Source organism: Trinickia mobilis (assembly GCF_017315705.1).
Classification (GTDB): domain Bacteria; phylum Pseudomonadota; class Gammaproteobacteria; order Burkholderiales; family Burkholderiaceae; genus Trinickia_A; species Trinickia_A mobilis.
The window spans coordinates 1-15,019 of sequence record NZ_JAFLRF010000050.1 but is presented as its reverse complement, the minus strand read 5'-3'; the positions used below and the strand labels follow the sequence as shown (position 1 = coordinate 15,019).

Sequence of the window (15,019 nt, the reverse complement as noted above, 5' to 3'; positions counted from 1 at the left end):
AACGCAATGAGATCCACCACACTCAATGCAAACCTGTTAGGGATGCTTAAGGCCGGAATTACGGCTTCCGTTTTGCTGACCGCGAGCGGGACGGCATTCGCCCAGGCTGCCGTCAGTCTGACGGCGAAGGCCACCACCGCCGTGCTGCCTGACGGGCAGTCCGTGCCGATGTGGGGCTACACCTGCTCGTCGGCGGCAGCCGCGCCCGCCGCGTGCGCGGCCGCGAACCCCGGGGCTGGAGCGAACTGGTCGCCCGTGGTGATCACGGTGCCGCCAGGGCAGCTCACGATCAATCTCACCAACAGCTTGCCGGGCTCCGTGCCGACCTCGCTCGTCGTCGTCGGTCAGCTGGGCGGCGGCCTGGGCACGACGGCGACGAGCATGCCGAGCCCGACACACCCGACGCAGACCGCGACCACGTGGCCGATCGCCGGCGCCGCGCCTGGCGGCGCGACCTTCACGCCGCCGGCGCAAGCGCCCCGCGTGCAGTCGTTCGCCACTGAAGTGGCGCATGGGAGCACCACCGCGCTCACGTGGAACAACCTGAACCCTGGCACCTATCTGATCGAGTCGGGCACGCATCCGTCGATCCAGGGGCCGATGGGCCTTTATGGCGTACTGGTGGTAAGAACGCCGGCCAACGGCACGACGCCCGCGCAGGCGTATCCGAACATCAGCTACGACACTGACGTGCCGCTCGTGCTGAGCGAAATCGATCCGGTGCAGAACGCCGCGGTCGCCGCCGCAGTCGCGACCCCGGGCTTTAGCGAAACCCAAGCCTGGTCCGGGCAGCCGGGCGGCTGCGGCGATTCGAAGTCAACGACGTTCGGCACCTGCTATCCGCCCACGGTGAACTACGATCCGCGTTACTACCTGATCAACGGCATCTCGTTCGACCGCACCAATCCGGGCGCTTCGACGTTCGCCGCCACGAGCGCCGCGACCACCGGGCCGGTGATGCTGCGCTTTGTCAACGCGGGTCTGCGCATGCACGTGCCGGCGGTGATCGGCGCGCAAACGGGCACCTCGCCGGTTTCCGGCTTCGCGTTGATAGCCGAGGACGGCAACGTGCTGCCCGGCAATCCGCGGATTCAGTCGGAAGTGTTCATGGCGGCCGGCAAGACGTACGACGCGCTGGTCAACCTGCCGCCGGCAAGCGCTTCCGCGCTGCCGGTGTTCGATCGCGAACTGAGCCTGTCGACGAACAACGCGCGCGACGGCGGCATGCAGGGCTACATCAGCGTCAACAGCGCCACCGCGGCCGCGGCGGCCGCCGTGGCGAACGCCTCGGCCGCCGGTTCCACGTATTACTTCGTTCCCGGCAAGACGCTGACCGTGTCCGACCCGGCGAGAGGCGTGATGGCGAACGACGTCAACGTCTACGGCGTGCAACTGAAGACAGCGCCGACGGGCGGCGCGCTCACGCTGAACCCGGACGGCACGTTCGTCTACACGCCCAATGCCGGCACGACAGCCGACAGCTTCCAGTACCAGGCGAACGGCAACACGAGCGTCTTCGCGACGGTGATGCTCACGGCGTGCACGTCGGGCAACGGGTGTCTGTCCGGGCCGCCCACGGCCGGCAACGCCGCCTATACGAGCAACATCGCATCGCGTCTGCAGATCAGCGAGCCTGGTGTGCTCGCGTACGCCAGCGATCCGGCTGGACTGCAGCTCACCGCGACGCTGGTCGGCACCCCGACGGGCGGCTCGGTTACGCTGAACCCCGACGGCTCGTTCACGGCGACGCCGACGACGGCGCCGGTCGGCAGTAGTGCGAACGCCAACGTGACGTTCCAGTACCAGGCGGTGAATGCGCAGAACACGGCGAGCAAGGCGGCGACCGTGACGGTGACATTCAAGGGCGGCAGCGGACTCGTCGTCAACGTGCTGGATGCGCCCAGCACGCAACCGGGCAACACGCCGGTGAAGATCAGCGACTACCGCTGGATCATCGAGGAAGACCGTACGTTCCAGATCGATCCCGCCTGCCAGGTGAACTCGGCCACGCGTCCGAAGACGTGTCCGCCCTTGCCGGTGCCGAGTCTCGGCGCGAACTTCCACACGAGCTACATGCCGGTGGTGGCGGCGGGCTGTGTCGGCGCCGCCGCATGCGAATCGGGCCAGACGGTCTACGATCCGGTCAGCCAGACCCACAAGCCGGCGGTGTGCGATGTCGGCAACGGCGTCTGCCGGACAACCGCGGCGCAACAGGTGCCGGTGGATCCGTCGCAGGTGGCGCTCGATCCGACCAAGCACTATTACATCTCGATCTTGCCGGGCAACGCCTACAACTCGTTCACGAACGGCGGCGGCAATCCGCAGCCGGTCGATCCGAGCAACCCCACCGGCCCGCAGCGGCAGTTCTCCATCGCCCAAGACTGTCCGACCGTCGCGAACTTCGCGCCGGGCACGGGCAAGTGCGGCAACGGCATGGGAGGCGCGCCGATCGCGCCCGGACAGAACTCAGTCAACGTGTTGCTGGAGGAGTCGCCGTTCCCGACTGCGAAGGTTTCGGTGTTCGTGTTCGAGGACGATGCGCCGCTCAACGGCGAAGTGGACGTGAGCGGCGGCACCGATACCTTCGGCTCGGCCCGCGAGCCGGGTCTCGGCGGCTTCGAGATCAAGCTGTGGGACGACGCCGGCGGCAGCGGCCAACCGACCGGGCAGATGACCTACGACATGTTCAACATGCCGCTGTCCAATTCGCTGCAAGGCACGGTCGATCCGGTCACCGGTCTCAACGCGTGCCCGATTTCGACATCCGCCGACGGCCTTGTCGGCATGATCCCGACCTGCCCGAAATACGAGTCGGACGGCAAGACGCTGTCGCCGCTCGTCGGCCAGGCGGTGGTCGCCAACCTGATGCCGGGCCGATACGGCATTATTGCGACGCCGGCGGCCGACCGGATCGCACGAGGCGAGGAATGGCTGCAGACGAACACGCTGGACGGAGAGAAGGCTCACGACTCGTTCATCAAGATCGGCGGCCCGGCGTACTTCCAGGAGTTCGGACCGGCGGGCTTCCACGTGTCGATCGGCTTCGCCAACCCGAAGATCATCAACGCGCGGCTGCCTTTGCTGTGCGCCACCGAGACCTGCAACAACGGGCTCAAGGGCCGGGTGACGAACCTGCACTACAGCCGTCCGCCCAATGAGAACCTGTACGGCAGCCAGTCGCGCAAGCCGTTGAGCTTCACGCAGTGCTACGTGAGCGTGGGCGATCCGGACGGCGAAGACTACGCGTTCACCAAGTGCAACGCGGACGGCACGTTCAGCTTCACGGGCCTGCCTCCCGGCATTACCCGCATCACGGTGTTCGACCAGTGGAACGACCAGATCATGGACGGGCTCGCATCGGCCCAGACGCTCGGGGGCGGCCAGATAACGGACGCCGGAGATATTGCGGTGCTTCAGTGGCAGACGAATCTCTATACGCGGACATTCCTCGACACGAACGGCAACGGCGTGGGCGATCCGAGCAAGCCCGGTCTCGCGCTGCTGCCGACCAACATCCGTTTCCGCGACGGCAGCTATTCGGATTTCAACGTCACGGACGCGAACGGCTATGCGTCGTTCAACGAGGAGTTCCCGTTGTTCAACTGGTACGTCGTCGATACCGACCTGACCCGCTTCAAGCAGACGGGCGTGCACGTCGTCTACGACGCGGGCGGTCCGCCTGACGGCACGCCGGGCGGCGGCACGTCGACCATTGCCGCGAACTTCGCCAACACGCTGGAATCGGTCCATCTGCCCACGAACCTGCGGGTGCCGGGCGCGGTGTACTGCAACGACGCGGACTGCAGCGACCGCTCGGGCTCGAATCCTTCGACCGGCCGGGTCGATCCGCCGTGGGTGACCACGATGGGCTGGCAGGGCTTCTCGGGCCAGAGCTCGTTCATCGAGTTCGGCAAGACGCCCTACGCGGCGAATGAGAACGGCGGCATCAGGGGCGAAGTCGTCTATGCCTCGACGCGCCCGTTCGACGATCCCATGTTGCTGGTGCACACGAAGTGGACCCCCGACGTGCCGAACGTCACGGTCAACCTGTATCAGGAAGGCGTCGCGGCGGACGGTTCCACGAGCCTGAAGCTCGTCGACACGACGAAGACCGCGAGCTGGGACGACTGGTCACAGGGCTTCCGTTCGGACGGCATCCCGAACATGAACTGTCCGGGCCAGAGCACCAGCGATCCGTACTTCTTCACGCTGCAGAACACCAAGATGTGGCTCGATCCGCAGCAGCGTGCGCTGCCCAACAATTCGCAGTTCAAGTGCTATGACGGGATGCACGTGTTCAACCAGGTGCAGCCGGCGCCGTTCGACGGCATGTACCAGTTCCCGAGCGTGACGGGCCGCGACCCGCATACCGGCCTGCCGACCGCCACCAATTGCACGATCTGCCAGCCGAACCCCTCGAAGGACGGCACGCAGATGCTGCCAGCCGGGAAGTACGTGGTCGAGATCATCGTGCCGCCCGGCTACGAACTGGTGAAGGAGGAGGACAAGAACATCCTGATCGGCGACAACTACATCGCACCGGTCACGCAGCAGTTCGGCGGGATCGGCGACGTTTTCATCCTGCCCGACCAGGCGGCGATGAACTCCACTTACAACCGGAACAACGCGCAGAATATGACCTCGAATCTCGGCTCCGGCCCGCACGCCGAAGGCGACACCGGCGACATCGAACGCTTCTGGCCGTGTGTTGGCGATCTGCGGATCGTGCCGGACTACATCAGCCTGTTCCCGGGCTCGCAGGAAGTCTCGCCGTTCGCGGGGGCATCGCGGCATCTGTGCGACCGCAAGGAGGTGGAGCTCACCGACCAGAGCGCGGTGCAGGCGAAGTTCTGGATCTTCAGCTCGACGCACGTCACCGCGCACTACACCGGCTTCATGCTGGACGACTTCTCGTCGGAGTTCGACCCGTATTCGCCGCAGTTCGGCGAGAAGTTCGCGGTGCCGAACGTGCCGGTGTCGTTCAAGGACTTCGCGGGCAACGAAATCTCGCGCACCTATTCGGACCAGTGGGGCATCTTCAACGGGCTGACCTACTCGACCTGGCAAGTCAATCCGCCGAACCCGACGGGCTACGCGCCGACGATGATGGTCGCTTGCATGAACGATCCGTACCTGCCTGATCCGAAGCATCCGGGCCAGACCATCCAGGACCCGCTCTTCAACCCGGCATACAGCCAGTTCTGCTACGAGATTCCGTTCATGCCCGGACAGACACAGTACATGGATACGCCGGTGGTGCCGGTCTCGGCCTTCGCGGAAGGGTATAACCAGGTCGACTGCGCCTACCCGGACGGCACACCGGCGATTTCGGCGGTGACCGGCGACAACATCCCCGGCACCAACGCCGGCGAGGGCCCGTGGGTCAGCACGCCCGGGAGGACGCTGACGATCACGTCGGTCGGCACGCAGCAGGTGCCGAACAACGCGTACACAGGTCCGAGTGCCACCACGGCGCCGTTCAACCAGAAGTTCATCACACGCAACTACGGCTTCGGCCAGCAAATGGGTACCGTGACGATCGCGGGCATCCGGGCGACGGTGAAAAACTGGAACAACAACAAGATCACGGTGACCGTACCGGGTCTGCCGGCCTGCAAGATCCAACAGCGCGGCGTGACGATGCCCGCCCAATGCGGCGAGCTCGTCATCACGGCGGCCAACGGCAAGCGCTCGATCGATGCGGTCACCGTCACGGTCGGCGGGAAGACGCCCACCTACGTGAGCGGCGAGAACAGCACCGGCAATGCGATCCAGACCGCGATCGACAAGGCGACGCCGGGCGACATGATCATCGTCGGTCCTGGTGTCTACAAGGAGATGCTGGTCATGTGGAAGCCGCTGCGGCTCCAAGGGGTGGGTGCGACGGCCGTGACGATCGACGCGAACCCGCATCCGTCGGGCAAGCTCGACCCGTGGCGCAGGCAGATAGGGTGCCTGTTCGGCGATGCGCTGAACGGCGGGCTGATCTCGGCGAGCAATCCGTACGATCCGACCGGCGTGTACAGTTGCTCGGCCTCGATGCAGCGCAAGATCGACGGGATACCGTTCGAGCCGACCTCCGGCTGGGATTTCAACCTCAACGGCAACCTGGCGGAGACGCTGATCGAGCCGACGCTGATGGGCGCGTACGAAGGCGCGGCGATTACCGTGCTCGGCAAGGGCGTGAAGGACGTGGTGGTGGGCGGTGTGCTGACACAGGACCAGAACTGCGTCGCGAACGGCATCTGCACGCCGCTTACGGGCCCGACCCTGACCCAGCCGAATCCGCCGGATTGCACCAACTATCCGAGCAACTTCCTGTGCAACCCGTCGCGCATCGACGGCATGACGTTCACGAACAGCTCGCAAGGCGGCGGCGGGATCTACCTGCATGGCTGGAACCACTACACGGAAGTGTCGAACAACCGTGTCTTCGCCAACGCGGGAACGCTCTCGGGCGGCATCATCGTGGGCCAGGTCGAAGTGCCCGACGGCACCATCGCGTCGGATGGCGTGACCCAGATGCCGTTCCTGTACAACACTTACGTGAACGTGCATAACAACGCGGTCACGTCGAACGCTGCGTATGGCGACGAGATCAATTCGACCACGCCGTCGTCGGCCGGAGGGGTGACGTTCTGCTCGGGCGCGGACTACTACAAATTCAACTACAACTGGGTATGCGGCAATATCAGCAGCGGTGACGGCGGCGGTGTCGCGCACTTCGGCTTCAGCTACAACGGCGACCTGTCGCACAACTGGATCCTGTTCAATCAGAGCAACAACCCGACGCTGCCGACGTACGGCGGTGGGCTGATCGTTCAGGGCGTGCCGCCTGACGGCACCTTCTGCGAGAACGCGACCACGGACGTCGACTGCGCGCCGCAGCTTTCGGACGGCGTGGGCCCGGGCATCACGATCGACGGCAACCTGATCGTCGGCAACACGGCGGAAAGCGGCAAGGGCGGCGGCCTGCGGCTGCAGAGCGTCAACGGTACCGACGTGCAACGCAGTCCGAACAACAGTGCCACGTGGTACGTGGTGAAGGTGACCAATAACATCATCGCGAACAACGTGGCAGGCTGGGCTGGCGGTGGCGTGTCGCTGCAGGATGCGGTGGCCGTGAACTTCATCAACAACACGGTCGTCTCCAACGACTCGACGGCTTCGGCCGGCGTGCTGTTCAACACAGCCGCTGCGAGCCAGGCCAACATCGGGCCGCCGAACTGCACGACCTCGGGTTCGGAAACGACGTGCCAGCCGACCACGACGTCGACGTACGAGCCGGCCGGACTCGAGACCACGCGCCATTCGCAGAACCTGGTGGCGGCATTCACCAACCCGAACGTAACGTGTCCAACGGGTCACTCGGGCTGCACGACGATCTCGAACCCGGTGCTCACCAACGACCTGTTCTGGCAGAACCGCACGTTCTACATCACAGTGGGAGGACTGGACCCGGGCATCGCGGGGCTGCAAAACGTGGTCACGCTGAATCCGGCGCTGAATCAGGCTGGCCAAGCCACGGGTTATTGCGATCCGAAGGCGGTCTACTGGGACATCGGTGCGTTCGACGATACCGGGCCCGGCAACCATGGGTCTGGCCTGACGATGAGCCCGCAGTACTCGATCCTGACCGACGCCGGCGACTATCCGAACGCGCACAACAGCGGATCGAATCCGGGTGTCGTGCATCAGTACTGCAACGGTGCGCGCGTGCCGCCGGAGGCGGGTGGCATCGGCATCACGGTGCCCCCGGGCATTGCCGACACGGTGCTGCCGAATCCGTTGTTCAGCCTGCTGCCGTCGGCGACTCCGGACGAAGGCAACAACTGGATCAACATGTCGTATGGTCCGCTCTCGCTGTTCAACGAGGCGAGCACGGGCACGCAACTGAACGTGCTGCTCGGCAACTACACGATCAAGGCGGCGACCTCGCCGGCAATCGGCAAGGCCACCGCGGCAGGCGCGCCGAATCGGGACATCTTCGGCACGATGAGGCCGCAGCTGGGTGGCTTCGACATCGGCGCGGTGGAGTTCGTGAGGCCTGCCGTGTTCACAGGGCAGCCTTACCCGCTTGCGCTGGGAGGAAGCAACTCGGCGACGCTGTTCGGATTGCTGCAGCCGCTCGCGCCGTTGGCTCCCGCACAGACAACAGTGCCGGGTGCCAATACGCTGGGAGCGTTGCCATGAGCAAGCGTTGCCGCTTGACGCCGCCGGCAGTGGTGATTGCCGGCAGTGTCTGCCTCGCCGCGGCCGTGCTTCAGCCGGCCGCGGGCGAGGAAAGTGCGAACGCGCCGCACAAGGCGGCGGGGGCGGCGGTGAAGCAGTCGCCGTACTCGCCGGTGAACCTGCCGCAGCGCGCGAAGGGCTACTACGAGCTGGCGCAGGGCATCGACCACTTGAGCGTGCGCCGCACGGCGTCGGGCAACCTGATCCGCTTCAGCTATCGCGTGACGGATCCGGCGGCGGCGCGGCCGCTCGGCGAAAAGACCGCGACGGCCTTGATGTTCGGGCGGACGAGCCATGCGTTGCTCGAGATCCCGGTGATGGACAAGGTCGGCGCGCTGCGCCAGAGCGGTCCGCTGGAAATCGGTCAGGAGTACTGGATGGTATTTTCGAACAAAGGTGGGCTGATCAAGGCCGGGGAGCGCGTCGACGTATTCGTGGGGTCGTTCCATGTCGACGGGCTGATAGTCGAATGATCGCGCAACAGCGATCGTGCGCAGATGAAGCGCTTTGCATGGGACCCGAGTAAGCGCTAAAGCGCCAGCTCGGGTCGACAGGAGATCACTCATGAACCGATTTCTTTCGCTGGCGATCCAGACGGCGTCGGTGGCGACGCTTGTGACGTGCGGTCCGGCAGCGCTCGCGGCCTCCGCTGCGGGAAGCGCCCAGTCGGCGGCAGCAGCGCACCTGAGCGCGGCGCAGATCGTCGACCGGAACGTCGCGGCGCGCGGCGGTCTGCAGGTGTGGCGCGCGGTCAACACGATGACGGTATCGGGGCAGCTCGAGGCCGGCGGCACGAAGAACACCAAGCTCCCGTTCACGATGACGCTCAAGCGTCCGCACAAAAGCCGCATCGAGATCCGTTTCGACGACCAGACGGCATTCCAGGTCTACGACGGCACGCAGGGCTGGAAGGTCAGGCCCTTCCTCGGCCGCAACGAAGTGGAGCCCTACACGCCCGCGGAGGCCAAAGCGGCTGCGTCGTGGGCCGAGCTGGACGGTCCGCTGGTCGACTATGCGGCGAAGGGCACGAAAATCGACGTGCTCGGGATGGAAATGATCGAAGGCCACCGCGCGTACGTGCTGAAGGCGACGATGAAAGACACCACGTCACGCCGCGTATGGATCGATGCGTCGAGCTTTCTCGAAGTGAAGATCGACGGGGACCCGCGCAAGCTCGACGGCAAGATGCACAACGTCGCCATTTTCTATCGCGACTACCGGAAGGAGAGCGGCCTCGTCATGCCGCATACGATCGAGACGGTTGTCGTCGGCGCCAGGGGGACGCACAAGCTGACCATCAACAAGGTCACGCTGAACTCGCAGGCGGACGACGCCCTCTTTGCCAAGCCGCAGCTCGCTGTGGCGAAAGTGACGCACCCGGTGCCGGTGCTCGGCGCAAGCGCAAGCCCGAGCCCGAGCCCGAACCCGAACCGCAGCCCGAGCCGCAGCCCGAGCCGCAGCCCGAGCCTGGGCTCGAGCCACTAGCCGTCGGGTGCCCGGATGCGGTATGCGGCCATGAAACCATTCGCAATATGGGTGCTCGCCGGTTGCCTCGGGGCCGCCGTGTTCGCAAGCGAGCAGATACCCAGGCAGGATCTGAGCGTGGATCAGATCGTCGAGAAAAACATTGCCTCGAGAGGCGGTCTCGACGCATGGCGCAAAGTCCAGACCATGATCTGGTCCGGCCGCGTGGATAGCGCCAATGCTCCTGCACCGGATCTGCCGTTTGTCCTCGCCATGAAGCGCCCGAACAAGACACGCTTCGAGGTCACCGTATTCGATCAGAAATCGGTGCGCGTATTCGATGGCAAGCAAGGCTGGAAACTGGGCCCGAACGGCATGGGCAGCGCCGCTCCGCGGCCGTACTCGATCGATGAGGTGAGCTCCGCGCGCGACGAGCAGGTCATTGACGGGCTCTTGATCGACCATGAGGCGAAGGGTGTCAGCGTCACGCTCGAGGGTACCGATCAGGTGGGCGGGCGCGATGCGTATCGTCTCGCCGCGAAGCTGCCTTCCGGTGTGACCCGCCATGTGTGGATCGACGCGCAAACGTTTCTTGACGTGAAGGTTGACCGCCAGGTGCGCACCCCGCTCGGGCAAACGGTCGTCGTGGAGACGAGCTACAGCGACTTCCGGAGCGTCGAGGGGTTGCAGATACCGCTCAAGATCGAGAGCGGCGCAGCGGCCTCCGAGAAAAAGGACAAGCTGACGATCGACAAGGTGTCGCTCAATCCGCCGCTGGACGATGGGATCTTCACGAGACCCGCGTCGCCGCAGATGCGCCGCAAATCGGTTTCGATCGACGTCGACGCCTCGCCGGCGCTGCCTGGTGCCGGACGTCCGGCACCCTGACCATGAGCCGCGCGGGAGGCTGGCCGCGAGGCCGCGCATCGGCACCCCCGCTTGCGGCGCGATGGCTCGCTCGATGCGCGTTGCTCGCCGCGCTGATCGCGCCTGTGGGCGAGGCGCGTTGCGCGCCGGCCGCGCAGCCTGTCGCGACGGCGAGCGCGGGGGCGGCCCTCTACCAGCAGGGAGTTCTGAGCTCGGGCGAACCGCTTCAAGCGCTGCATGAGGACGGCGTGCGCCTGCAAGGCGCCGCCGCGGCCTGTGTGAACTGCCATCGGCGCAGTGGCTTAGGCTCCAAGGAGGGCAACAGCAGCATCCCGCCAATCACCTGGCGCTACCTCGTCGAGCCGCGCGCGCAAAACCCGGAAGATGTCGAATTGCCGTATGTTCCCGGGATGCGCTTCGAACGCGAACCGTACACGGATGCGACGATCGCGCGAGCCATTCGCGAAGGGATCGACTCGGAAGGCAAGCCGCTCAGCAGCCTGATGCCGCAGTACGCGCTGAACGACGCCGATATGCAGGCGCTGATCGGCTACCTGAAACACCTCGATCAGCGAAGGCCGGCGGGCGTAACGGATACCGTGCTGCACTTCGCGACGATCATCGCGCCCGATGCCGACCCGGTGAAACGGGCAGGCATGCTCGATGTCCTCACGCACTACTTCGCCGACAAGAACGTCTTTCCACTCGGTGCGGTGCCGCGGTTGCGTTCGTCGCGCAAGATGATGTTCATGGTGAATCGCCGCTGGGAACTGCATGTGTGGGAGCTCAAAGGTCCGCCGGACACCTGGCGTGACCAGCTCACGCAGTTTCTGGCCCGGCAGCCGGTGTTCGCGGTGGTGTCGGGTCTCGGAGGCAGGAACTGGGCGCCGATTCACGACTTCTGCGAGCAGGAGGCCGTGCCGTGCCTCTTTCCCAACGTCGAGGTACCGGTCGAGACCGATCACGATTTCTATTCGGTGTACTTTTCGAAAGGCGTGCTGCTCGAGTCGGACCTGATCGCGGCGCGCATTCTCGGTGAAGCCGGAGCGCGCTCAGCGCAGGCGACGAAAGCGGCGCGAGCCGTCTGGCAGGTCTATCGTGCGGGAGACAACGGCGCGCACGGAGCGCAGGCCCTTGCCGCGGCACTGAAGGCTCACGGAATCGCGGTATCGAACCACGCGCTTGCCCCCGGCGAGAGCATCACGCACGCGATGCATGGGATACCGCGCTCGGACGTGCTCGTACTGTGGCTGCGTCCGCCCGATGTTGCGGCGCTCGCGCGGATCCCCCCGGCGACGGATACCGTGTTCATGTCGGGCCTGCTGGGCGGGCTCGATAGCACGCCCTTGCCGGCCAGTTGGCGCGGCGTCACGCGTCTCGCCTACCCGTTCGATTTGCCGGAAGGGCGGCGCGTGCGCGTCGACTACGCGTTCGGCTGGTTCTCGATCAGACAGATTCCGATCGTGGCTCCACAGGTGCAGGCCGACACCTATCTCGCATGCGGTCTGCTCGCCGAGACACTGAGCCATATGGTCGATGCGTTCGTGAGGGACTATCTGGTGGAGCGGATTCAGGACATGCTCGAACGCCGCATCCTGACGGGCTACTATCCGCGCCTGACGCTGGCGCCGGGCCAGACATTCGCGTCCAAGGGCGGCTATATCGTCCGCTTTGCCGGGCCGGATCATATCAAGCTCGTGGCCGATGGGGACTGGATCGTGCCGTGAGGCCGATTGCATCTAGCGCTTCCCCTACCGCAAGAGGAGGAGGTTGACCCATCCCGATTCCGACCTCGCGTTAGCACAATGAAGGCATTGCGTGCGGTGCAGGAGTCACAGCCATGACAAAGGTTCTTGTCAGCCATGCAGCACTTCGTCACGTGCTGCGCGGTGGCTGGATACTCGCATTCATGATGCTGGCGTTGCTGCAGGCGACCACCGCACACGCGCTGCCGATTTTCGCGCGCCAAACCGGACAAAGTTGTGTGGCTTGTCACGCCGGGGGGCAATTTCCTGAACTCACGCCCTATGGGCGAATGTTCAAGCTGAACGGCTATACGCTTGGCGAGCGCACGATCCCGATCGCGGGGATGGCAATCGGCGATCTGAGCAAGACGAGGGCCAATACCGACTCGAGCGGCAATGCCATCAACACGAAGGATGGTCTTCCGATATTCGACTTTGCGAGCATCTTCCTCGCCGGGAAGATCACCGACAAGATCGGCGGGTTCGCTCAGTTCACCTACATCAACTACGATCACCAGGACCCCGACGGCCGATGGAAAGGCCACTGGACGTCGGACAATACCGACTTCCGCTTCGTCGACCGGATCATGACCGAGGCGAACGATCTCATCCTGGGCGCGACGGTGCACAACAATCCGACCGTGCAGGACGTCTTCAACACTGCGCCGGCATGGGGCTATCCGTACATTTCGTCGACGATCAGCCCGGTTGCCAAAATCCCGAACCTGCCGCTCATCGAAGGCGGGAGCCTCGCGACGCAGGCCGTCGGCACGGGCGCCTACCTGTACTGGAACAAGCTGGTTTACGCCGAGCTGACCGCATACAGTACGGCCGACGGCATCTGGTCATTCCTGAGCCATGGGAACAGCGAGGGGAATCCGGTCCACCCGCAGATCTATCTGCGCGGCTACAACCCGTATGCACGCCTCGCATTGACGCACGACTGGGGGCCTCATAGCGTGATGGTCGGCGCGTTCGGGTTCAGCGCCAACCTGTATCCGAACGACGCGAACAATTTCCCGATCTTCGGCACGGGCGTGACGCGCTATCGCGATTACGGCCTCGACACGCAGTACGAGTACCTGCTGGAACCGCACACGATCACCGCGCAAGCGCGCTATGTGCGGGAAAACATCCATGATCCGAACAATTTCGTGCTGGGCGACAACACAGCGGCGAATCTCGACTCATTACGCCTGAAGGCGTCGTACGTGTACCAGAACAAATACGGCGTCAGCCTCTCGTTTTTCAATACGACGGGCACCCCGGACAGCGTGCACTACTCGGCCAGCGCGAACTTCCATCCGAATACCCAGGGCTGGATGCCCGAAATATTCTGGATGCCGGACCAGCGCGTCCGCATCGGCATCCAGTACACGTTCTTCACCAAGTTCCTCGGTGCGACGACCAACTACGACGGCAACGGGCGCAACGCGAGGGACAACGACACGCTGTTCATTTATCTGTGGGTCGCTTCGTGGTGATATCCCGTCCGCTGTTTCCCGTGCGCCGTGCCTCGCGGACGGAGCGCAACTGCAGTAAGGAGTTTGATGACATGAACAAAGTGGCGCATATCATCTCCATCGGACTGCTGCTCGCCGGGTCGGCTTGTCAAGACCTGGAACATTCGCGGCAAGTCGACAACCCCGACGTGCGGGGAAAGACCATCGCGCTTCAGGTGTGCTCGAACTGTCACGGCGTGACCGGCGTGTCGGTATCGCCTACCTTTCCGAAGCTTGCCGGGCAACGAAAGGAATACCTGGTCGATCAACTGACGGACTTCAAGAGCCATTCGCGAGCCGACCCGAACGCGCAGCGTTTCATGTGGGGCTTCACACATTTGACCGACACGCAGATCGACGAGCTTGCAACGTATTTCTCGAGTCAATCCGCGGTCCTCGGTGAGGCGAGCGATCTCGCGCTCATCAACGAAGGCCGGGCCATCTATCATTCGGGCCTGCCTGACAAGGGCGTCGCGGCGTGCGTTTCGTGCCACGGCCAGCATGGCGAAGGGATGAATCAGTTTCCCCGGCTCGCGGGTCAGCACGCGGACTACGTCACGAAGCAGCTAGAGGTCTTCCGGCAAACCGACACCCGGCCCCGCGGCGCAGTCATGAAGGCTGTGTGCGCCAACATGTCGGACCGGGACATGCGCGCCGTGGCAGCGTTCGTCGAAGCGTTTCCGCCTGAAGAGGAGACATCTGCCAGCCCGCCAGTCGATCAATGAGCAAGCGGCTTTCGTGGTGGAACTGCTTATCGGCGTGATCACAGCCGTCAACGGAAAGGAAGAGGGACATTGCAGATGTTTACGGATCAACAAGCGGTCAACAGTTCTGGTGCCAGTTCCCCGGCTGGCGCCCTTCTTGGTGCTCATCTATCCACGGTGAGCACCTTTTTTTATACCAAGCAGTACGCGCTTGCGAGTGAATCATGAAGCCCGTACTCGTCGCAGCAGTCAAACGGTGAATGCCATGAAACCAAGCTCGTCTTCTCCCGATGCCGCGGTGCCTGCTCAAGCGGCAATGCATCGGCCTCGGCCCACGTGGAGCGTGGGTCAAACGCGCGTGCTGTACGACGAGCGCCCCTTCCTCAAGCGTCTTAACGCATTCGACTGGCTGTTCGCGCTCGCGATGGCCGCTGGAGCGGGGTTCGCGCTGTCGCGCTACCACGGCTTCATGAACTACTACGACAAGCTCGTGCTGATGTGTTCG

The 15,019-nt window shown here is 64.4% G+C and carries 7 protein-coding genes and 1 pseudogene; all 8 read left to right on the top strand.

Translation table 11 applies throughout. From position 1 onward, the window contains the following. Positions 1–6 precede the first annotated feature (6 nt). Positions 7–8,193 carry an Ig-like domain-containing protein gene (locus J3489_RS32985; protein ID WP_207005016.1) on the top strand — a complete coding sequence of 2,729 codons (8,187 nt, stop codon included), beginning with the start codon at positions 7–9 and terminating at the stop codon, positions 8,191–8,193. Then, positions 8,190–8,705 (top strand): hypothetical protein, encoded by a 516-nt coding sequence (locus J3489_RS32980; protein WP_242540499.1) that lies wholly within the window; start codon positions 8,190–8,192, stop codon positions 8,703–8,705. The genes J3489_RS32985 and J3489_RS32980 overlap by 4 nt, the downstream gene beginning before the upstream one ends. Positions 8,706–8,796: 91 nt before the next feature. Then, positions 8,797–9,717: a LolA-like protein gene (locus J3489_RS32975; RefSeq protein ID WP_242540498.1), complete on the top strand. Its 921-nt coding sequence runs from the start codon at positions 8,797–8,799 to the stop codon at positions 9,715–9,717. A gap of 30 nt (positions 9,718–9,747) precedes the next feature. Beyond that, positions 9,748–10,584, top strand: coding sequence for a hypothetical protein (locus tag J3489_RS32970; protein WP_207005015.1), 837 nt, complete (start codon positions 9,748–9,750; stop codon positions 10,582–10,584). A gap of 2 nt (positions 10,585–10,586) precedes the next feature. Next, the gene (locus J3489_RS32965) at positions 10,587–12,290 is read left to right on the top strand and encodes a c-type cytochrome (protein ID WP_207005014.1); all 1,704 of its coding nucleotides are present in this window, start codon (positions 10,587–10,589) and stop codon (positions 12,288–12,290) included. Between the two features lie 113 nt (positions 12,291–12,403). After that, positions 12,404–13,792 carry a cytochrome C gene (locus tag J3489_RS32960; protein ID WP_207005013.1) on the top strand — a complete coding sequence of 463 codons (1,389 nt, stop codon included), beginning with the start codon at positions 12,404–12,406 and terminating at the stop codon, positions 13,790–13,792. Between the two features lie 71 nt (positions 13,793–13,863). Then, a complete protein-coding gene (locus tag J3489_RS32955; protein ID WP_207005012.1) occupies positions 13,864–14,535 on the top strand; it encodes a c-type cytochrome in 672 nt (223 codons plus the stop codon). 295 nt (positions 14,536–14,830) lie between these two features. Further along, a pseudogene (locus tag J3489_RS32950) lies at positions 14,831–15,019 on the top strand (hypothetical protein); the annotation flags it as partial.